Here is a 22,741-nt window from a genome sequence, read left to right as displayed (position 1 = left end):
GGCGACCCCGACCATGGCCAACGCGGATTCCGTACTCGACACCATCAAGATCGACGACATCTACGCGCTGGGCAACGCCTGGATCCAGCTCGGCGACGATCTCCACGAGCGTCGGGTCGCCGTCGACACCCAGGTCAACTCCCTCGGCATGACCGGCACCGCCGGCAAAGAGGCCAAGCGCGCCTGGAGCGAAGGGGTCGCCAAGACCCTCGACAGCGCCGCCGAGACCGCCTGGACCATCGGCCAGACGATCAACCGCTACGGCGAGGAGCTGCACAAGGCCGCCGAGGAGTACGCGAAGAAGCTCAACGCCGCCATGTGGGCCGACATCCTCGGCGCGCTCCTGGGGGCCGTGTTCTTCGCCGTCGGGCCGCTGCTCGGCAGCCTGCTGACGATCATCGGCCAGGTGCTGGCCCGGCTGCTGCCCATCCTGTCCCAGATGGCCGCCCGCCTCGGCAGCGTGGGCACCACCATCGTCGCCATCGGCGGCGGCGCCGTCCTCGGCGCCGCGTCCGCCCTCGGCATCGACGTCGCCCTCGGCGAGGTGGGGGCGGCGATCGCCGGCACAGACTACGACGTCGACTGGGGCATGGAGGCGTGGAGCATGGGCATCGGCGGCGCCTTCGGCGCCATCGGGGGCGGCCTGGCGGCGGGCTTCCGCTACCACCCGCACCCGGTCAAGCCCGGCCCCACCACCGGCAAGCCGCACACCCAGCCGCCCGCCTCGCCCCCCAGGGCCAACCCCACCGACGGCAACCCCCTGCCGGGCGGCGGCGGCAACGGCCCCATCGGGTCCCCGCCCGGGAAGCTGGGCGGCGGCGACCACTCGACTCCGGTCTCCAGCGGCCCGGGCAAGGAGGGCGCGCCCGTGCCCGGCGGGGTCAACGGCAAGGGCATCACCAGCCACGAGACCCACCCCAACAACAGCGGTCCCGCCGGCGGCGGTCGCTCCGGCGACGTCGGCATGCCCAACCCCGGCGGGGTCAAGCACGAGCGCACCACGACGGCGCCGCCCCCCGGGCAGGTCGCGCCGCCCGCCAACAAGCCGGGTTCGGGCGTGACGGGGGACCAGGCGAAGCCGACCCCCGGCCCGGGCGGCCAGGGGCACGGGAACCAGGCCAAGGCCCCCGTCCCCAACGCGCCGGTCAATGGGCAGAAGAATGTGGCAGGTGGCGGGGGCAACGGTTCCACCGGAGGCCGGGGCGAGAACGGTCCGGCGTCGAACCCGCCGGCCAGTCAGCAGAAGAGCGTGACCGGTGGCGGCGGTTCGAACGGCAACCGGTCCGAGAACGGTTCCCCCGCGCCCAACCCGCCGGTGAACGGGCGTAAGGCCACCACGGGCGACGGCGGGCCACACGTCCCGCGGGGGGACGGCCGTACGGGCGGGAACCAGAACGGCAACGGCCGTACGGGCGGATACGAGAACGGCGGCGACAGCGGTGGCGCGCCGGTCGGACGCCGTACGGAGCCCGGGCCGGGGGAGGGCGCGCCCCGGAACACGCAATCCCCCCGGGAGACGCATTCCCCCGGCGACACGCATTCCCCTGGACAGACGCGTTCTCCCGGGGAGACCCACAGCAACGGCAACTCCAGCAGGGGCACCAACGGCGACAACGCCGACAACGGGTCCCGCGGTAACAGCGGCAACGGGGGCGACAGCAACAAGACGGTCGCTCCCCCCGGCCGGCCCCGTACGACGCACGAGGGCCGCGGCTACGACTACCCGGCCACGACCGACAACCACGCGCCCGGCGGGACGGGGGACCACTTCACCGGCGAGGGCAACCGGCTGGGCGGCCCCGGGAACAACCCGCACGGCGTGCGGGCCCAGGACCCCGGTAAGACCGAGAGCGGTTCGGAGGGCGGTTCGCCGTCCGGCGGTACGGGCCGTGACCCGATGGCCAACCCCGGGCACCGGCTGGGCGGCCCGGGCAACAATCCGCACGGCGTGCGGGCGCAGGACCCCGGTAGGACGGAGAGCGGTTCGGAGGGCGGTTCGCCGTCCGGCGGCACGGGCCGTGACCCGATGGCCAATCCGGGCCACCGGCTGGGCGGTCCGGGAAACAACCCGCACGGTACGCGCGTACCGGACCCCGACGGCCAGACCGGCGGGCCCGGGAAAGCGCAGCCCACCGGCCGGGGCCACGACTACCCGGCCACGACGACCAACGGCGCGCCGGAGGAGACGGGCGGCGGCCACAACTCCGGCGGCTCCGGGCGCGATCCGTTCGCCGGCCCCGGCCGCCGGCTGGGCGGCGATGGCGAGAACCCGTTCCCGGGCCCGGGGACGAAGGGCGAGGGCGGCGGTCCGGTGAAGGCGCAGCCGACCGGCCGCGGCTACTACTACCCCGCCACGACCACCAACGGCCGCCCCGATGAACTGAACGGTTCGGGGCGCGACCCGATGGCCAACCCGGGGCAGCGACTGGGCGGTTCGGGAAACAACCCGCACGGTACGCGCGTACCGGACCCCGACGGCCGGGCAGGCGGCCGGACCGACGGACCGGCGAAGCCGCAGCCGACCGGGCGGGGCTACGACTACCCCGCCACCGATCACAACCGCCCCGAGGGGGCGCTCGGCGACGGCTCCAAGCCGGGCGGTACGGGCGAGACGGGCGAGCGTGGCGGGGCGGGCGGCAAGGACCCGTTCGCCGGCCCGGGCAGGCCGCTCGGCGAGGGCCAGCGGGACCCGTTCGGCCACCACGAGCCGCGCCCGGAGCGCGGCGCGGGCAAGGGCGGCGAGCAGCCGCAGGGCAGCGGCAGCGGCCCCAAGGCGTCGACGCGCTCCAGCTCCGGAGCCGGCTACGACCGTCCCGCCACGCTCGACGACGTACCCGGCGGGCGGCCGGGCAAGGGCGGCGACGGCTCGGGCGCCGCCGGCGGCGGCCTGCGCACCAACCACGGCAACGGCAGCACCACCCACATCGAGACGCAGGCCAAGGGCAACGCCCCCGGTGCCGGCAAGGGCACGGGTACGGGTACGGGTACCGGTACGGAGCCGTCGGGGTCCTCCAGCAAGTTGCGGCCGGGAAACCAGAAGACGCTCGACGAGCTGATAGCGCCCGGCGGCGGCCGGGGCGACCGCTCCAACGAGTTCGAGGACCGGGGCAGCGCCCTGGCGAGCAAGCCCGGCCCCGCCGCCCCGACATCCTCCCGACCGGTCGGCGACTCCCCGGGCACGTCGGGCGGCAAGCCCGAAGGGCAGACGTCGCAGGGGCACGGCCCGGAAGGGCACGGGCCGGAAGGACGCGTGCCGGAAGGGCACCGGCCCGAAGGGCGGGTGCAGGAGCCGGCCGGGCCCGGCGGCGAGCGGGGCGACCGGACGAACGAATTCGAGGAGCGCGGCGGCGAACTGACGGACCCGGACGCGCACCGCGGCGGCCAGGAAGTCACCCGGTTCGGCGAGTCGCAGGGCATGTCCTTCGGCGAGGCGCGGGCCTGGGGCGACCGCTACACGGAGGCGCAGCGCGGCGGCTATGAGGCGCGCAGCCAGTGGGAGCGGGAGTTCAACGACCGTCTCGACGAGCTGAACGCGCCGCATTCGTCCGCCCCGGAAGGCGAGGGCAGGGCGGCGGACGGCGACGGGAACCGGGAACCGCGGCCGGTCTCGGACGGCATGGGCCAGGGAATCGCGCGTTTCGGTATGGACCGGGGGATGTCCCCTCGGGAGGCGCGGAACTGGGGCGACCGGTACACCGAGGCGCAGCATGACGGCTCCGAGGCGCGCAGCCAGTGGGAGCGGGAGTTCAACAACCGGCTCGATGAGCTGAACGCGCCGCGTTCCGCGGGCGGCCGGGACGGCGAAGGCACCTCCCGGTCCGGCGAGGAGATCGGCGCGCTGACCCCGACCCCCGAGCGGGTGGGCAGGGACATCGCGCGGTTCGGCGAGAGCCGCGGCATGTCGCCTCAGGAAGCGCGCGGGTGGGGCGACCGGTATGCCGACGCCCAGCACAATGGCGGTGCCGAGGCGCGGAACCGGTGGGAGCGGGAGTTCGAGAACCGGCTCGACGAGCTGAAGCTGGAGCACGAGTTCCACCAGAACCGGAATGGTGAGGACGCGGGCGGGGCCGGTAAGGGGGCCGGGAACTCGGGCCCGTCTCCGGACCGGGTCGGTATGGACATCGCCAAGTTCGGCGAGCGCCGGGGAATGTCCCCTCAGGAAGCGCGCGGGTGGGCCGACCGGTACGCGCAGGCCCAGCGCAGCGGCGACCCGGAGAGCCAGAACCGGTGGGAGCGCGAATTCGACAACCGCCTCGACGAGCTCGAATTCGAGCGGGAACTCAACAACCGGCACCGCATGAACAGCGACCCCGCGTCCGGTCCCCGCGGCGAGGGCCGGGGGAACCGGTCCAACGAGTTCGAGGAGCCCGGCCGCAGGGACGAGCCGCAGGGCGGCCCCGGCGGCCGTAACGACCTGGGCTCCAGCAACGCCAAGGGCGCCGGCCGCGGCGACAGCGGCCAGGACACCGGCAGCGGCACCGGTATCGGTACCGGCAAGGGAGATCACGGGACGGACGGCCCGCAGACCGAGCAGCAGACGTCGTCGTCCTCCGGCCAGGGCCGTCAGACGCAGGTCGCGGTGCTGGAGCGGCCCGAGCCGGAGGCCCCGGCCGCCAAGCACCCTGCCGGGGGCGAGCACTCGCCCACGTCGTCGTCCGCATCCGACGGCGCGGCGGCCCATGGCGACCACCAGCCCGGCGCCAAGGGCCGGGCCCCCGGCGAGGGGGAACGCGGCGGCGCGTCCACGAAGGCGCCCTCCGAGGGCTCTTCTACGGTGACCGACGGTCGTGGCCACGGGCACGACGACGCATACGGCGACGCACACGGCGACGCACACGGCGAAGGCCGGCCCCACCTGCCGCCGACCCCCGAGCGGACGGGCGCGAACGGCCACAGCACGGCGCCCACGCAATGGCGGGACACGGCCGGGGACATGGCCAAGGGGGACACGGCCAAGGCCAGCGCCTCGGAGCCCGGTGGGAAGCGTACGGGCGCCACGTCGAGCGGCCCGGCCCACGAGTCCGCGGAGCCGCTGCCCGTACCCCCGCTCCACCAGCCGACGAACGGCCGCCAGCCGGTCCCCGGTACGGACGAGGCGACGCCGACCTCCCCCGTCACGGACCCGCGTACGGGCACGGGCCGGCAGCAGGCGCCCGGCGAGGCCCCGGCCACGCACCCCGCGACGGACAAGCCGTCCGGAACGAGCGCCGTGCCGGTGCCCGAGCCGGGCAAGCAGTCCGCGAAGGGCGGGCAGACCGCGAAGGGCAAGGAGCCGGAGGCGGGCGCACCCGTGCCCGCCCCCTCGCACCGACACCCCGGCGCCGCGCGGTTCGACATCGACGCCGCGCACGAGCGGCTCCACGACCCCGCCGTGCCCCAGGACCGGCGGGAGGAGTCCGTCCAGTGGGCCGAGGACGCGGTGTGGGGCCGTATCCGGCAGGTGGCGCCGGATGAGAACCCGGCAGGCGTCGTCTCGCGGCCCGACGAGGTCGTGGACCTGGTCGCCGCCGAGCACCTGCGCGCCGGCCACCTCCCGGCCACGGACCTGCTGACCGCCCTCATCCCCGGCCGGGGGCCCGTAGCGAGTCCGCGGCCCGCTCCGACCCAGCGGCCCGGACAGGACGAGCGCCCGCCGCAGAACGCCCAGCCCTCGCAGAACACCCAGCCCTCGCAGAACGGGCGGCCCGCGCAGCCGGCGCCGTCCGAGCCGGCTCAGCAGCCTGGCCGTACCCACCAACCCGCCGCCCAGCCTGGCCGTTCCGCCCAACCCGGCGAGAACGAGACCTACTTCGCGCCTCCGAGCCGTCGTGGCGGCAGCGACCCGATCCGCGATTGGCAGCAGGCTTCCGCTTCGGGCAAGAAGCGTTCCGAGGAACTGCGTGCGATCGATGACGCGGTGCGGCGGCTGCCGGACAACCCGAGTGAGCGGCATCTGCAGCGTGTGCTCACGGCGGTGGACGCCTGGCGGGCCGTCAAGTCGCGGAGCAGCCACCGCTGGGAGGCGGTGAGCCAGCTTCGCAGGGCGGTCAACGCCCGGCTGGCGGAGTTCGAGTCGCAGCCCGCCGCCCAGCCGGGGCCTTCTTCCCGGCACCGGTCGGCGGGCGGCAGCCAGATGGTGCCGCTGGTGCCGGTCCCGCAGCGTCAGCCGCAGGTCACCGGTTACGGTCCGGCCGACGGCTTCGAGGCCGAACTGCGTGGCTATCAGGTGGTTCTGGGCCACGACGATGACCCCGGTGAGTACGGCAACGTCGTCGAGTTGCCGGGGCTGCTGACCATCACCTTGGACAAGTTCGGCGGGGTGCCGGTCCTGGAGATCGTGACGCGTCCGTCCCGTGGTCTTCAGGGCGGCGCGTTCGACGGGCGGGCTGAGCGGTCCGATGTGGTCGCGGCCTTCGAGCAGGTGCTGCAGATTCTCCGGCGGGTCACGCCGGAGCGGAGCTATACGCTGAGCCAGCTTTTCCCCGCATCGCTCGGGTACGAGGTCGATCAGCTCGCGGAGGGTCTGCGAGTCAAGATCAACTCGTATAGCACCAACCACATGCTGGTGCATCAGACCGCGACGTCGCCGCTCAGTGAAATGGCCGAGTACATCCGGCATGTGAGGTCGAATACTCTGGGGAGTACTCCGCCGACGCAGGTGGCTCGCCGGGATGCGGATGCGGCTCTCGATTTCAGCCGGGACGCCCGTAACGCTTTTCGGAATTGGGTCGGTCAGAACCCCGATTTCGCTCCTTACGTGACGGAGTGGGACGCCGACGAGCTGCGTGGCGCCCTGGCACTCGGCTATATGCAGGTCGCCGCAGTCATTCGGGGGCGGTCGCCACAGCATCACCCGAAGGATTACACGGTCGCGTCGTCGCGTGCTTCCCTGGCCGCGATTCGGTCGGGGCTCGGGTACGCACCCCAGGCGTTCCTGGAGGCGAATGCCGATGCTCTGGCGGCCAGGTTCACCCGGACTTTCAACAGTCATTCCTCCCGGCCGAATGACGCGTTGCTCGATGGGTTGATGAGGCAGCGCGGTCCGGAGCATCAGCCTGCTACGTTCGGCGAGTATCTCGATAACCTGCTCGTCGCGGAGCCGGCTCGGTTCGTCAGCCAGCTTGAGGCGATGTCGATCCGCACGCATTTCGTGCAGTTGGAAGGCAACCCGGTCCGGGGTAGGGCGCTTCTTGATCCGCTGGTGGTGGTGACGGAGAACCGCGCCTACGGACCGGCGCCGGAGCAGGCGACCCAGGCCACCACGGTGCAGGGCGCGGCGACACTTTCGGATTTCTCGCTTCGTCTTTACAACCAGGCTCGTGTGCGGCGTGGCTTGGAGGCGGTGGGCTGGCCCATCGACTATTCCCAGCAGCCTGGTTACGCGCAGCAGGGGTACTCGTCGGTCGCGTACTCCCAGTACTCGCCGCCCACCCGGACCACCGGGAACAGCGGCCCGGCTCGGGCCCCCGAAGCGGCGGACACGACCGCTCATCCGGCCGCGCCCGTAGCCCCCACGCCCGTACCGGCCGCTGCCGCGCCTTCTCCCGCCCTGGTCGAACTTGCCGGCCAGCTCCCGGCCATGGAGCCGGGCGAGCGCGCCGCGGCGGTGGGCGCGCTGCCGCTGCCCGACCGGGAGGCCCTGGCCACCGACGAGTCGCTGGTGGCGGGGTTGCGCGACTCGCTTCCCGCGCAGGACTTCAGCGACCTTGCGGCCCAGTTGCTGGTCGTGGTTCCGCCGGGTACGGACCGGCCGGAGGAGGCCCGGCAGGAGGCCGAGGCCCTGATCTCCGGGATGCTCGGGGACCCGGACACCACGGTCGGCCTGTTGACGGGGCGGCGACGGCTCGTCGTGGTCCCGCGCGACACGCCGCTGACGTCGTTCGACCCGTTCCACGAGCCGGACGAGACCAACGACCACGGGCGGGCCATCGAGACGGAGCGAGGCGCCTTCCGCGGCCGGCTCGCCTGGGTCGGCGAGGAGAACCTGCTCGGCGACACCACCGGCGTGCCGCACGCCGACGTCTTCGAGGACGGCTACTCCAGCGCGCGCCACGAGTGGGCCCACGCCCTCCACTCGGTGCTCAGCGAGGCCGACCGCAACCGGATCACGGAGGTCTACGAGGCCAAGCGGCGCGAAGGCACCGCCCAGAACTGGCCCGACGGAGTCTTCCCCAACTACTCCTCCAGCTCGGCGTACGAGTACTTCGCCCAGCTCAGCAACGCCTACCAGGGAGCCAACACCGGTACCGACCCCATCACCGGCCGGCCCCGCAACAACGGCGCCGACTGGGTCGAGCAGAACGACCCCGAGCTGCTGCCGCTGTTGCAGCGGCTGTACGGGCCGGGCCGGTCGGGAGCGCTCGGCAGCCAGGACAACCCGTACGTACTGGCCGGGTTCCGGGCCCTGTGGGCCCGTGCCGAAAGCGAACTGGAACCGACACCTGCGGCGGGCCACTCGCCGCGTTCCGAGTCCGGTCTGGAGGAATCCGGCCTCTTCCAGCGGCAAGGGGCCGGCGAGGAGGAGGCGCCGGAAGAGACGCACTTCGCGCCTCGCACCTCGTCCACCACCACGGTCCTGGAACGGCCCGAGACCAGCGAGGGGACGACGAGCCGGTCCGGACGCGGCGACCGCTCCGGCCACGGTGACCGGTCGAGCCGCGGCGACCGGTCGAGCCGCGGTGACCGGTCGTCTCGCACCGAGCGGCCGAGCCGGGGCGAAGGGTCGTCGCGCAGCGACCGGTCCTCCCGCACCGAGCGGCCGTCTCGTACCGAGCAGCCGTCGTCGCGTACCGAGCCATCCTCCCGCACCGAGCGCCCCTCCCGTACGGAGCAGCCGTCCCGTACCGAGCAGCGGCGCCCGGTCGAGCAGCCCGCCCGTACCGCGCCGACCGCCCGTACCGAACAGCCCGCATCCGCCGGTGAACAGCGCCCGGGCGCCTCGCCCGAGGAGCGGGTGGCCGGGCGCGGGCTGGAGCCGGTGTACATCATCGACAACGGCGACACGCTGGCGCACGCGCTGAACGCCACCGCTCCCGGGGAGACCGGCCGGCTGGCCGGGCACAGCCGGCCCGCCGGGACGCAGGAGCTGCGGGACGGCCTCGCCGACGCGCTCGCCGCCGACCTGCGCCTGCCCCCAGGGGAGCGGCGGCTGTGGCCTGCCCTCACCGGGCAGACCGCCCCCGGTGGGACGGCGCGGCCGCTCGCGTCCGACGGCTCCGAGGACGAGGCCGTACGGGCCGTACGGACCGGCTCCGACGGTTCGGACTGGCTGACCCTCGCGGTCGCCGCGCCCGTACTGAACCTGAACCTGACCGTACTGACGCCGGACGGCGCTTCCTGGGCGGCCGGTCCCGAAGACGGCCGCCCGGCCGTCCTCTTCCAGCAGCAGGACCCGCCGCCCTTCACGGCGGAGTGGGCGGCGACCCAGCCTCCGGCGGAGGCCCGGCCGGTCCAGCCCGCACCGCCGGTGCGGGAAACTCCGGCCCGCGTCCGTGCCCAGGCTCCGGCCCCTGCCTCCGCCCCGGCCGAGGAGTCGTCGATGGTGCCGCGCGCCCTCGGCACACCGGCTCCCGCCAGTACCCCGGCACAGCCGGAGGTGTTCTTCGGCGCCGACCCGCGCCCGACGGCGCCCGCTCCCCAGCGGACTCCCTTGGGCTCGAAGCCGAAGAGCAGCACGACGTCCAGCTCCTCGAAGCCCAAGGAGGCCCCCAGCTCCTCGAAGGCCAAGGAAACTTCGAGCAAGGGCACGACCAGCAAGGTCACGAGCAGCAAGGCCGCTTCGAGCCAGAAGGCCCCGTCTACCCCGGTTGCGGAGACCACCGCCCCCACGCCCGTACGCGAAAGCCGCCAGACCCCCCAGCACCGCCGGATCACAGCGATGGTCCCCGCCGACCCCGGCGAGGGCAGCTCCCGGAGCGCGGCGGCCAACAGCGGCAGCGGCCATGGCAGCGGCCATGGCAGCGGCCGTGGCAGCGGCGACGGGTTCGAGCGGACCCCGGCGCCGCACGGGGGCGAGGGCGAGGGCAGCGCGCCGCGCGCTCTGTCCCGGTACGCGCTCGAATACGGTTCCCGGCACGACGGCATGGTCGGGCTGGTGCTGTACGAGGCGCAGACCCCGGAGAACCTCGACGGGCTGTACCAGCAGGTGCTGGACGAACTGGGCGTGGCGCCGGGGAGCGCCGCGGCGGCGGACGTGCGCGCGCAGCTCACCGAGGCGCTCGGCGTGTCGGAGATCTCGCAGCACCTGCCGAGCGTGCGCAGCGGCCGGGGCCACCGCGTCACGGTCACCGTCGACGGGGCCGAGCGCACCGTGGACGTACGGATGCGGCAGACCGACCCGAGGCTGAACCAGCGGGCCGGGACCGCGGGCGAGGTGCCGCACAAGACGAAGGTGGAGCGGACGGGCGACGGCGGGCAGGCGTCCTCCAGCAGCCAGGACTCCGGCACCGTGCGCACCGTGCCGATCCCGTGGATCGGGATCTACGAAGGCCCGCAGGGGCCGCTGCGCTGGTTCGACGGCACCCTCACGGCGAGCGTGACGCACAATCAGCTCTCGCAGTCCGTGACGGTCAGCGAGGGCCTGTCGACCAAGACCGTGCAGCGCGCCGGCGACGAGGCGCACGCCGTGGACTACACGAGCCAGTGGCAGGTGCGGGCCGACGCGGACCGGAATCCGCGGGCCGAGTGGGGGCCGGAGCGGGCGCAGGGCACGGTGACCGTGTGGTTCCCGGAGCACCGGGCCTTCGCCCCCACGGGCGAGCGGGGGCCGATGCCGGAGCCCGCCGGGCTCGACGGCCTGTGGCTGTGGGGCGCCGAGGGCGTCGTCGAGCCGGCCCGGCTGCGGGACGAGATCCTCGGCCACGAGGACTTCGCCGACCTCAGCGGCCTGGGCGAGGACTCCCACGAGGACCTGACCGAGTTCCTGTCCGAGCGGATGCTGCACGGCAGCCTTCCGATGCAGCGCGACAACGGCGTGTACTCGCCGGTGCTGTACGACGCGGAGGGCGACGCGGTGGGGCTGATCCGGGTCGCCGCCAGGCTGCGGCTCGGGACCCCGTCCGACCAGGTGCCGGACGGCTTCTCGCTGGAGGCGTGGCGTACCCACAGCTCCAGCGTCGACCAGTCGGTGCGGCTCACCAGCGGCATCGGGGTGGACGGCAGCGGCGGCCCGATGTTCACGCCGGACACCGCGGCCGGCCATCCGACCGCGGGCACCCGGCACGGCGGCGGTGTCTTCGGCAAGGCCGGGGTGTCCTGGTCGCCCTACGAAGGGCTGAGCACCGGCAGCAGTTCGTCGCTGATGCACGGCCTCTACACGACCAGCGGCCACCTGCTGGTGCCCGCGGACATCACGTACGACGTCACGTTCATCCCGGCCGGCGGCGGCGAGATCACCCGCTCCTTCGGCCCGTACGAGGAGGGCGTCCAGCTCCGGGTGCCGCCCCGGGACGTCGCCGAGGGCCGGGTCCCCACGGAGGCGGAGACGCGGCGGCTCCCCGGGCATCTGGAGAACGTCGAGAGCATCGGGCAGGCCGCGGTGCCCGTCGGCATCGAGGGCACCGAGGAGCTGTTCGACCGGGCGGAGCGGTATCTGCGCCGGGAGGGCTTCCTGCCGTCGCGGGAGCGCGGCGGGTCCGGTTCGAGCGAGAGGCGCCGGCGCGCCCAGTTGGAGAACCTGCGGCGGTTCGAGCAGCTCCGCTCCGGGATCGGCCAGGACACCGCGCTGACGGACGCCGTCGACGGCGGGCGGCGCGTGTGGTTCCACCTGCCCGGCCGGAGGGTCGGTCAGCGCAATGTGCAGTTGCGGTTCACCGCCGGGCCGGACCGTACGCCGCGGCCCGGGGAGACGGAGGCGCCGCGGCCCGAGCACACGCGGCATCTGCCGGGTGTGCAGACCGCGACCTTCAGCTCCCACGCGGCGAGCGGTTCCCGGCAGACCGGCAACCAGTTCGGCGCCTCGTGGGGCGGTGGCGGCGGCCCGCGCTGGGCGACGCCCGACGCCAAGTGGGCGGTGGACACGACCGGTGACCGCACCCGCGGCAAGAAGGTCGACTACTCCTCGACGGCCGGCACCTCGCTCTCCACGGACCAGTTCAACCTCTCCACGGAGGGCGGCACCGAACGCTTCCGGATTCCGGCCCGGTTCGGGCTGGACCTCTACGAGGGCACGTCGCCGGAACCGCTGGTGCGCTTCGCCCAGGACCCGGACCGGCCCGCGCCCGCGACGGCTCAGCAGCCGGTGCAGGGCCTGCCCGCGCCCGTGACGGCCGCGCAGAACATGCCGACCGTGCCCGCGCGGGTACTGGGCGGGCAGAGCGCCCCGGTGGCTCCGGCTCAGCCGGCCGCCCCCACCGCTCCTCCTTCTACAGTCCCGGGCACCATCACGCTCGCCGTGGCGCACGGCCGTACCCTCCCCGCCGACGCCCCGGCCCCCGCGCCGCGGCAGCCGGACGTCATCCGCGCGACCCGCACCGGCGGCGGGCAGGACGACGACTTCGGGCGGCTGCGGATGACGGACGGCGAGGGCAACCCGCTGCCGGGGCAGATCCGGCTGCCGTCCGACGCGAACGTGGACGACTTCCGGGGCGCCGGCGCCATCCAGCGGGCGTTCCAGCAGCTCGCCGACGGCACCTACCCGGGCCACCCGGCGACCAACGCGTTCGGCCAGTGGGTCAACTCGGCCACCGGCCGGCTGCCCGGTGTGGTGACGGCCGTGGGCAGCGGGGTCGCGGGGTACCTGGCGGGCGCCGCGCCCACGGACTCGGGCGCCTTCGCGGCCGAGGCCCTGTACCAGCAGATCCGGCCCTCCAGCCTGATCGGCCGCTCGCACCAGATCTTCAACGGCGCGTACGTCATCGAGGGCCTGGTACTGCCCGGACTCGCCGCCGACCAGGAGATGTCCCTGGACATCCGCGGCATCCTGCACCACCCCACCCACGAGGGGTCGTTCACCGCCTACGGCGAGAGCGACATGTCCAGTACGGACACCAGGTCGCGGCAGCGCACCGTCACCCGCACCCGCGAGTACGGCGTCAGCGTCGGCGCGCTCCAGTCGGCGCCCACCCCGCCGAACCGGGGCCTCCAGGCCCAGCCCGGCGGCCGCGCCGCCCAGAGCCGCGGCGTCGACGACGGGAACTCGCGGTCGACGAGCACCTCGGTCGTGCGGGTCCCGGTGGAGTCCGGCCGGCACCACCTGATCACCGCCGACGCCACGCTGCTGCTGACCCTGCGCCGGGGCACCCGCAACGTCGTCGGGCACCTGGCCGGGCTCGGCAGCCGGGACGACATCACGATCGCCATCGACCTGCCGCGCTCGGTGCGGTTCAGCATCGCCGACAGCCATCTGCACGGCCTGGCCCGCTGGTTCGCCGGAGTCCCGGGCATCCCCGCGACGATCACACCGCCCAACACGCTGCCGCTGCCCGAGCACTTCGTGCAGACCCGGCAGCTCGGCTACGGCAGCGTCCGGTACGTCACCCAGCTCGACCACCCGGTGCGCCGCAACGAGGTCCGCGACCGGCTCCACGAGGAACTGGTGGGGCTCCTGGAGCGGGAGGCGCCCGGCGTGACGCGGCCCGGCAGCGTCGGGTACATGTCCGGGCTCGCCGCCCAGATCGCCGGCATGACCTCGCAGGACCGGCTGCGGGCGCTGCCCGGCCGGGGTTCGGTGACCGCGTGGTACCGCTACCCCACGACCGGCGGCACCCGGCTCCTCCAGATCACCCTCTCCGCCGAGCCGGAGGCCCAGTCCGCGGCGCTGCGCCAGGTGCGCGGCCGGCCGGCGGGCGAGGGGGCGGGCCTGGACCACCTCGGCATCCACGCGCCGAACGTCGAGGGCCGGTCCCACGGCACGTCCCGCACCCGGAAGGCGGGGGTCAACCCGATCACCCGGTACCCGCGTCCGAACGCCGCGGCCGGCCGTACCGACCGGACCGGGCCCACGCTGTCCGCCTCCCGGTCCGCCGCCCGGTCCGCGCGGATCGACCACAGCGCCGACGACCGGCACTGGACCCGCACCGAGAACGCCGCGGACTACGACGACGTCGGCTACACCCTGACCGCCTCCGTGCGCTCCCAACTGATCCCGAACTGGCCGCCGGACCTGCTCGGCGGCGCCGCGGCGGCCGGCTGGGTCACCCTGTCCGAGCCCTCGGGCGAGTCCGTCACCCAGCGGCTGCAGCGGCTGCTGCGCGGCCGGCCGACCCGCTCGGTGCAGGTCCCGGCGTCGGTGGCGCTGCGGTTCGCGGGCTCGGAGACGACCCCGCCGCGCACCGAGGTCGCCCCGCCGGTCCGGCCCTGGGTCACCGGCAACGACCCGCGGCTGGCTGCCACGGAGCGGGGCCCGCTGCCGTTCGGCAGGCCCCCGTTCACGGCCGGCCCCGCCCTGGTGCCCACGGGCGCGACGCCCGTGTTCACGTACAACGCCTTCCACGAGCTGGCCGAGGCGATCCGGGAGGTCGCGCCGGGCGCCGCCGAGACGTGGGGCCTGACGCCGGACCTCACGCCGGAGGCCGCCTCGGTACGGCTCGGGGAGCTGATCCAGGCCGGGGAGATCTCGCTCCCCCCGGCGGGCACGGGCGGGGAGCGCACGTCCAGCGTGCCCGGCGCCTGGCCGGCCGACGGCGAGGCGCCCCCGGCTCTCCAGGTCAGCCTGCACAACCCGCGGCCGCTGACGGAGGCCGAGGACATCGCCATGGACCGGCTGCGGGTGCGGTCGCGTTCGCAGTCCAGTTCCGCGTCGGTGGGCACGACCGCGGGCCTGGGCTACCAGACCGTCGAGAGCGGCAACCAGGCCAACCTGCATCTGGTCGGCTTCACCGTGCCCGTACTCAGCGAGCAGCCGGTCACCCGCACCGGCGGCGGCTCCAACTCCAGCGGCGGCTGGGACCGCGTCAAGACGGGCGGCACGTCCCGGTCCGCGACCGAGACCAACACCCGCAGCCACCAGACGATGGTCGACGTGGTGCTGCGGGTCGACGGCCCGGGCGGCACCCGGTACGTCACCGGCACCGCCACCGTCCGGCTCTTCGAACGCGACCTGCTCGGCTACGGCGTGATCGGGCCGCGCAGCGCCTCCCGGGTCTACGACCTGCCGGCGATGCTGAACGAGCAGCCGCACACCCCGCTGCGGAACTGGCTCACCCACCCGGTCACCCAACTGCCCGCCGCGCTGGCAGCGGGCCTGGACACCCAGGAGGGCAGCGCCCAGCTCTGGCTCGACCTGGGCGCCGACCCCGACAGCACGGCGCTGGCCCGCGCCCTGTACGTGGGGTCCCGCACCGCCCAGGCGGCGGGGCGGCCGGTGGAGCTGGCGCTGCGCGGCAACACCGGGCTGCGGTTCTGGCCGTTCGCCGCCGACGGCTCGCTCGCCGACACCACCCACGCCACCGCCGCCGCCTGGAACCGGATACGGCAGCACATCACCGCCGCGACGGACGCGGTGGCCGCCGAGGCCGGCGCCGCCGCGCACGAGCAGTGGCTGCTGCCCGACCTGGAACAGGCCGCGGCCGAACTGGCCGCCGCCGAGGCCGAGGTGACGGCCGCGACCACCGCGCACACGGAGGCGGCGGACGTACTGGCCGAGGCCCAGCGGCAGCGGCAGTCGGTCGCCGACCGGCTCGCCGAGGCCCAGCGGGCCCAGGCCGACGCCGAGGGCGTCGCCCGGACCCAGGCGCAGGCGCAGCGGACCGCCCAGATCCGGGTCGCCAGCGCGGAACGCGCGGTGGCGGAGGCCGAAGCGGCCCTGGCGGCCGCCGAGGCCGCGGACGACAGCGCGTCGGACACCTCGTCCGTCGCCGGGCCCGAACCCGACCCCGAAGCGGACCTGGCCGCCGCGCGCAGCGAACTGGGGGCAGCGGAAGGGGCGTTGACGGCGGCTCGGGCCCGTACCGAGGTCGCCCAGGAGGCGGCCGACCGCGCCGCCGCGAACACGGACGGCGTGGAGCGGCAGCTCGCCGCCGCCGACGAGGAGGTCGCCGAGGCCGAGGAGACGGAACAGGCGGCCGAGCACGCCCTCGACCAGGCCGTGGACCTGCGGGGCCAGGACTTCCGGACCCATCAGAGGCTGCTGGGAGAGGTGCGCCAGGCCCGCCAGGAACAGGTCGACCAGCGCGCTATCGGGGAAGCGGCCTGGGCGGAACTGCCGGGCCTGGCCGGCAACCTGAGCGCCGACCGGTGCCGGGAGGGCACGGGTGGGGCGCGGTACCCGCTGAACTCGCTCCGCTAGCGGCGGCGGACATGAGTCGGCCCCGGCGGGGATGTCCCCGCCGGGGCCGATGGGTCTTACCGGGGTGCTGTCGGACCGGAGCGATGCGCGGTCCGGAGCGCCGTCAGATGCGCCAGCGGCTCTCGCCGTTGTCGCACTTCTCGATGATCAGCCGCCGGTCGGCATACTCCGGCTTGTCCTTGGCGCCGACCGTGACGCACAGGTGGTTGCTGGCGTAGTTGCGGATGTGCACGGTGCCGTCGCCGGCCGGGTCGAGCCACCACAACTGGTTGTCGTCGAACGAGTCGGTGCAGGGCGCCTCGATGAGCTTGGTGCCGGGCGGCATCGCCCCGAACATCGGCACGTCCAGGCAGAGCCCGTCCTTCGCGTTGTCGATCAGGACGAGGTCGGAGCCGCCGGGGCCCTTGTGCTTGTGGTGGACCCGTACGTTCCACAGTTGGTTGTCCTTGTCGGTCCCGTCGCACTGGTGCTGGTTGACGGGGGTGTTCTGCGAACCGGGGCCGAAGTTCGGGATGTCCATGCACAGACCGGTCGCGTAGTTCCGCAGCAGCGTCTTGGGGGTGTTGGCCACGGACTGCGACCGGAACAGCAGTTGCTTCGGCTGGACAGGGCCCGCCTTCTTCAGCTTCTCTTCCTTCTCCTTCTTCTTCTGCGCCTCGGACTTCGGCGTCGGCGACGACGACGGCGTGCCCACGCTCTTCGGCTCGGTCTGCGAACCCGCCGCCGTCGTCGTCTGGGGCGGCGGCTCCGGGGCGTGCGTGGCCTCGGGCGGCCGCGTCGGCTTCGATTCGGGCGTGTGCGGCGCGGGGATGTGCGCGCGGAGCTCGCGCTCCTTCGCCGTCTGCTCGGCCGCGAGCCGCACCTTCTTGTCGTGCTCGTCCGCCTGGTAGCTGCGCCAGGCGCCGACCCCCAGGGTGGCGCCGGCGGCGAGCGCCATCACGGCCGCCGCGCCGGCGATCCGGGTGCCCACGCGGGAGCGCTCGCCCGGCTGCTGGGAGCTCGTGGTCAGCGCGGCGACGAACCGTGCCCGCCGCCGCCGTTTCGCGTCGTCCTGTTCCGTATCGCTCAAGGCCCGTTCCCAACTCACAGAAGCTGCGTCAGTAGATATGCGGGTGGGTACTGGCGCCCCTCCCGGCAAGCTTCGCCGGTCACGGCGCTAGTGCTCCGCTGCCCGCTGCGCCCTCGGCCAGTGAATCACCGGCGGCGGCGCGGGGCAGCGGCCGGTGAGCGGTGTGAGCGCGTCATGAGCAGGAGTTGAACACCTGTGACGCGCCCTCACCGGGGTACCGATCCGTACAGTTCGCGCTCGCGCAGCAGCTCCGCCGCCCTCGTCAGCGCCGCGGACAGCCGCCGCCGGTAGGTGCTGAAGGACAGCGCCGCCCGGCTCGCAGCCGCCTGCTGGCTGCGCGGCCCGCTCAGATAGGTGATCTCCAGGACGTCGGCGAGCTGCCGCTGGCCGGGCAGCGTGCGCAACTGCGCCACCGTCTCGGTCAGCGTCGTGCGCAGCGCCGCGGCGTCCGCGCCGGGCGCCACCAGCCGCGTCCCCAGCAGCGCGCTCTCCGCGAGCTGCCGCGGGTCCAGCGCGCTGCGGTAGGCGTGCTTGACGGCCTCCGCGAACTCCGGCCAGGGCATGGGGGGCGTCGCGGTCGCGGCGGCCGGCGACGGCAGCGCCGCGGGGTCGTCGGCCAGCAGCCGGGTGCGCAGCGCCGCCGCCCAGCGGTCGAACGTCGCGCTGCGCCAGTCCTGTACGTACGGCGCCGTCCGCTCGCCGTCCGGGCCGTCGACCGGTGTCGTGCGCTGCTGCCCGTACAGCTCCAGCAGCGTCGACAGTCCCCGCTGGCCGGGAGCGGTGTACGTCCAGCTCATCGCCAGCCCCGGGGTGGTGGCCCACAGCGTGGTCAGCGCGTAGCCGGCCGCCACCGCGCCGCCGGTGCTCCAGCGGGCCAGCAGCAGCCGCTCGCTGCGCCGCAGCGGGGAGCGGCCGGCCGCGTGCTCCAGCGCGGCGCGCGCCACCGGGTCGTCGGGCAGCGCGGCGGCGCCGGCCTCCAGGCAGGGCGCGATGAGCGTGCCGACGATGCCGCGGCGGCCGTACTCCGCGACGCTGAACGCCGTGGGTTGCTGCTCCCACCACTGCCGGGCCAGGCGTACGGCCGCGTCGCCGTGTTCCCGGCCGACGGCGGCCAGCACCTCGTCGAGGTCGTCGGGGCGGGCGGTGCGCAGGTGGAGGCGGTCCGCGCCCTGCCAGTCCGCGGCCTCCCGCGCGATCCGGTTCGTACGGCTCAGGTAGGCGAGGCCCGCGCCGAACGCCCAGCGCCCGCCGCCGCGCTCCGCCAGCCGCTCGGCCAGGTGCGCGTGGAGCCGGCGGAAGAGCCGTTCGTACGTCTCCAGGCCGCGCCAGCGCAGGTCGGCCAGGAGCGCTTCACGGACCAGCTCGTGCGGGACGAGCCCGTCGGCGGTGCTGTGCACGAACGACTGGCCGCTCAGCCAGGCGCACAGCGTACGGGCCTGGGCGGCCGGTATCTCCAGCGCGTGGCGCACCAGTTCCTCGGTGGTGACGCGGGCGAGCGCGAGGACGTGGAGCGCGTCGGACCGTTCCGGCGACGGGTTCTCCCGCAGCAGCAGCCGCAGCAGTTCGCGCACCAGGTCGGGGCTGTCGCCCAACTCGCCGCCCTCATACGGCTCCTCGGAGCCGGCGGCGCGTTCGCGGGCGTCGGCGAAGAGGGCCAGGGCCAGCGGCAGCCCGTGCGCGGCCCGTACGAGCCGGGGTACGGCCGCCTCGGCGACATCCCGGTTGCGCAGCAACTGCGCGGCCTCGGTGTCGTCCATGCCGTCCAGCTCCACGCTGCGCAGCGCGTGCCACCACTGGGCGTCGGTGCGCCACTCCGCCGACGGGGGGCGCCGGCCGCCGATCACGAGCAGGACGTGCGCGGGCATGCGGGGCAGGAACTCGTCCCGCAGCCACTGCTCCAGGGGGCCCAGCGACTCCGCCGAGTCGACGAGCAGGACGTGCGCCGCCTCCAGCGGGCCCTGTGCCTCCAGGGCGGCGAGGAACGCGTCGGGGGTGGGGTCCGTACCGCGCATGTCGACCGAGCGGGCGGTCCTGCCGTGCGCCTCCGCCTCGTCCGCGAACCGGCGCAGCAGGGCGGTCTTGCCGACGCCGCCCATGCCGTGCAGCCACACGACGAAGCAGCCCCGCCGGTCGCTGAGCAGCAGCTCCCGCAGCAGCCGCAGTTCGGCGACGCGGCCGGTGAACACCTTCTTGCGCAGGGCGGCGAGGAGGGCGCCGTGGGAGTCGGCGGGGGAGGGGGCCTTTGCGGTGGGGGAGGCTGGGGCGGTCGGGGTGGGTGCGAGGACGGCCGAGGCGGGTGCGGAGGGTACGGCCTGTGCGGGGACGACCGAGGCCGGCGCGAGAGGTACTGGCGCGGTGGGCAGGGGGGTGGGAGACGTCCGCATCGGCTACCCGCCGCACCGCTGGCGGCCGTCGGCGCGGGGGCGAGGGGCGCTGAGCGCGCCGGTGGCCGCCCCGCGGGCCGGCGCCTGATGGGCAACGGTCGCCGCGAGGCCCGGCGTAATCACCTGTGTGATCATCGAGCCTGTTTCCTGCTTTCGTGCATTCGAGCCGGTACATGATTGTCCGTGAACGATCCTGACAATCGACAATGCCCTGTCGATGACGCACGCGCATCGGTGATGACTACGTAGACCGGTGGTGCTCGATTACGTAATTCCGTTTCGGGCGGTCATAGAGACAACTCGCGCAACTGACGGCGTGAGGATATGCCCAATTTACGGTAGATATTGCGGAGATGGGCATCTATGGTGCGCGGGCTGAGGAAGAGCATCGCCGCCACCTCCTTGGACGTCGCGCCGGCGGCGACCTTCCCGGCGATGATCCCCTCCTGCGCGGTGAGCTGACCGAGCGGGTTCTCGCCGTGCGGGCGCGGCCGGGCGCCGATGGCCCGCAGCCCCCGGGCGGCGCGCTCGGCGAACCCGCGGGCCCCCATGGCCGCGAGCATGTCGTGGGCCGCCCGCAGCTCGGCCCGGGCCTCGGCCCGCCGGTTCTCGCGGCGCAGCCACTCCCCGTACGCCATCCGGGCGCGGGCGTACAGCACCCGCACCCGGGTCCGGGCGAAGTGGTCGATGGCGCGGCGGTAGAGCGCTTCGGTGCCGTCGGCGCTGTCGACGCCTTCGGCGCCGTCGATGTCCTCAGCCTGGCCGCCGCCCGGGCTCACGTCCCGCGGCTCGCCTTCCTCGCCGCGCTGCCCGCTGCCCTGTCCGAGGAGCGCGCGGGCCTGGAGCCATTCGGCGACGGCCCATGGGCCCGGGTTCTGACGGGCCAGCGCCTCCAGATGGGCGAGCGCCCCCGCGGCCTCCTGGTGGCGGCCGACGTGCGCGGCGGCCTCGACCAGCTCGGAGTTGACGGCCCACATCGCGTACGAGCCGTCGCGCTGCCGCTGCTGGGCCGCCAACGCGGCCTCCAGCGCCGCCTCGTGGTTGCCGAGCCCGTTGTGCAGCACCGCGCGCGAGTACTGCTCGCAGGCGGTCTCGAACGGCCGCCCGCCGGTGCCGAGCAGGGCCTGGACCTCGCGGTAGCGGTCGACGTCGCCGCTGAAGGCGATGCAGACGAGCTCGGCCCCGAGCAGCGGCGGCGTGCCCGCGGCCTCGTCGATCGCCCGCGCCTCGTCGAGGCTGGCGGCGGCCTCGGCGAACCGGCCGACGGCGACCCTGGAGACCGCCTGGTAGCGCAGCGCCTGGGGGAGCGCGGCGAGGGCGCCTTGCCGGCGCGCGGCCTTGACCTGGTGGTTCGCGGTCTTCTCCATCAGCGCGTCGTCGCGGAGGTCGATGGCGAGCTGGCAGGCGAGGTTCATGTGCGGCGTCCCGGTGGCCGAGGCGGCCACGTCGCCGTAGGCGGCCGCGGCCGCGAGCATCGTGGGCACCGCTTCGTCGACGGGGCGGGTGTTCTGCTCCAGCAGGGCGTCGAGCAGCAGGTCGACGGGGCGGGCGGGGACGCGCTCGGGGACGAGTTCCCGGATCCGGTCGCCGAGCCGCTCAAGGCAGCCCGGTTCGTTTTCGTTGTACATGAACGAGGCGAAGGCATCCAGGTAGATCTCCCGCGCCCGGTCGGCGTCCAGGCCCTCGGCGACGTCGATGAGCGTGGTGGTCGCGCGGGGGGTGCGGCCGAGCTGGAAGTCGATGCGCGCGCGCAGCAGCCGCGCCTCCGCCTCTTCAGGGGCGTTCATCAGGCGGTGCTCGGTACGGGCCACCAGCGCACGGGCCGCGGCCGGCGATCCGGCCAGCAGCCGCAGCCGGGCGGCGGCGAGCAGTCGGGCGGCCTGCCGGTCGGCGGCGGGCGTCAGCTCCTCGGCCCGCTCCATGAACGCCGCGGCGGCGGCGAACCCGCCGCGCAGCCGCGCCCGGTCGGCGGACCGCTCCAGCTCCGCGGCGACGTCCTCGTCGGCCTCGACCACGGCGTACGCGCGGTGCCAGGCCCGCCGGTCGGGGTCGGCGACGGGGGCGGTGGCCTCGGCGAGCGCCCCGTGCACCCGCCGCCGGACACAGGGCGTGGCCGCGGCGTAGACCGCCGAGCGTACGAGCGGATGCCGGAACCGCAGCCGCGGCCCGAGGGTCAGGAGCCCCGCGTTCTCCGCCGCGTCGAGCCCGGCGGGGTCCAGGCCGAGGAGAGTTGCCGCGCGCCGCAGCAGCGCGAGGTCGCCCACCGGCTCGGCGGCGGCGAGCACCACCAGCGTCCGGGCGGCGGACGACAGCCGGTCGAGGCGGCGTACGAACCCCTCTTCCAGGGCGGCGACCACGCCGGCTCGGGAACGCTTCGGCCGGGGCACCCCGAACGGCCCCGTGTCGTGCGCGAATTCCAGCAGGGCCAGCGGGTTGCCGTGCGCCTCGGCCAGGATGCGGTCGAACACCTCGGCGTCCATCCCGGTATGCGACTCGGCCCCGAGCATCACCCGGGCGTCCTCGTCGCCGAGTCCGGTCAGCGGCAGCCGCGGCAGATCGGCGAGCCCGGAGGCGGGCCCGGCCTCGCGCGTGGCGAACACCACCGCGATCCGCTCGACGGCGACGCGCCGCGCCACGAAGACCAGCGCCCGCAGCGAGGCGTCGTCGACCCACTGCGCGTCGTCCACGACACAGCACACGGGCTGCTCCTGGGCCACCGCGGTGAGCAGCCCGAGGGCGGCCAGCCCGACGGTCAGAGGATCGAGGGGAGCGCGCTCGCCCAGCCCGAGGACGCCCTCCAGGGCCGTACGTTGCACAGCGGGGAGCCCCAGCCGGGAGGCCGTGTACGGCGCGCACAACTGCTGCAGCGTCGCGTACGGCAGGTCCCGCTCGAACTCGGCCCCGGCGCCCCGCAGCACCGCGAACCCCTCCAGCCCCTCCACCGCGGAATCGAGCAGCGCCGTCTTCCCGATCCCCGCCTCCCCCGCCACCACGAGCGCGCCCCCACGCCCGGCAGCCGCCGAACCCAGCAGCCGATCGACCTCTGTCCGCTCCCTCTCCCGGGCAACGAGCCGCATCGGAGTC

General features: G+C 74.7%; 4 protein-coding genes. 1 reads left to right on the top strand and 3 read right to left on the bottom strand.

What is annotated here, in order from left to right; all coding sequences use genetic code 11:
• Positions 1–13: 13 nt before the first annotated feature.
• Positions 14–16,204, top strand: a complete 16,191-nt coding sequence (locus tag IF55_RS12320; RefSeq protein WP_030880905.1) for a hypothetical protein — start codon at positions 14–16, stop codon at positions 16,202–16,204.
• Positions 16,205–16,307: 103 nt separating this feature from the next.
• On the opposite strand, the gene IF55_RS12315 is transcribed toward IF55_RS12320, so the two are convergent.
• The 3 genes from IF55_RS12315 to IF55_RS12305 all read right to left on the bottom strand — a co-directional run bounded on the left by IF55_RS12315 (position 16,308) and on the right by IF55_RS12305 (position 22,734).
• Positions 16,308–17,273: an RICIN domain-containing protein gene (locus IF55_RS12315; RefSeq protein ID WP_030880904.1), complete on the bottom strand. Its 966-nt coding sequence runs from the start codon at positions 17,271–17,273 to the stop codon at positions 16,308–16,310.
• 206 nt (positions 17,274–17,479) lie between these two features.
• The gene (locus tag IF55_RS12310) at positions 17,480–19,657 is read right to left on the bottom strand and encodes a hypothetical protein (RefSeq protein WP_030880902.1); all 2,178 of its coding nucleotides are present in this window, start codon (positions 19,655–19,657) and stop codon (positions 17,480–17,482) included.
• Positions 19,658–19,944: 287 nt separating this feature from the next.
• The gene (locus IF55_RS12305) at positions 19,945–22,734 is read right to left on the bottom strand and encodes an AAA family ATPase (protein WP_030880900.1); all 2,790 of its coding nucleotides are present in this window, start codon (positions 22,732–22,734) and stop codon (positions 19,945–19,947) included.
• Positions 22,735–22,741 lie beyond the last annotated feature (7 nt).

It is taken from the genome of Streptomyces varsoviensis (genome assembly GCF_000718635.1).
GTDB classification, from domain to species: domain Bacteria; phylum Actinomycetota; class Actinomycetes; order Streptomycetales; family Streptomycetaceae; genus Streptomyces; species Streptomyces varsoviensis.
The sequence above is the reverse complement of the archived record's forward strand: the minus strand, read 5'-3'. Positions and strand labels throughout refer to the sequence as shown.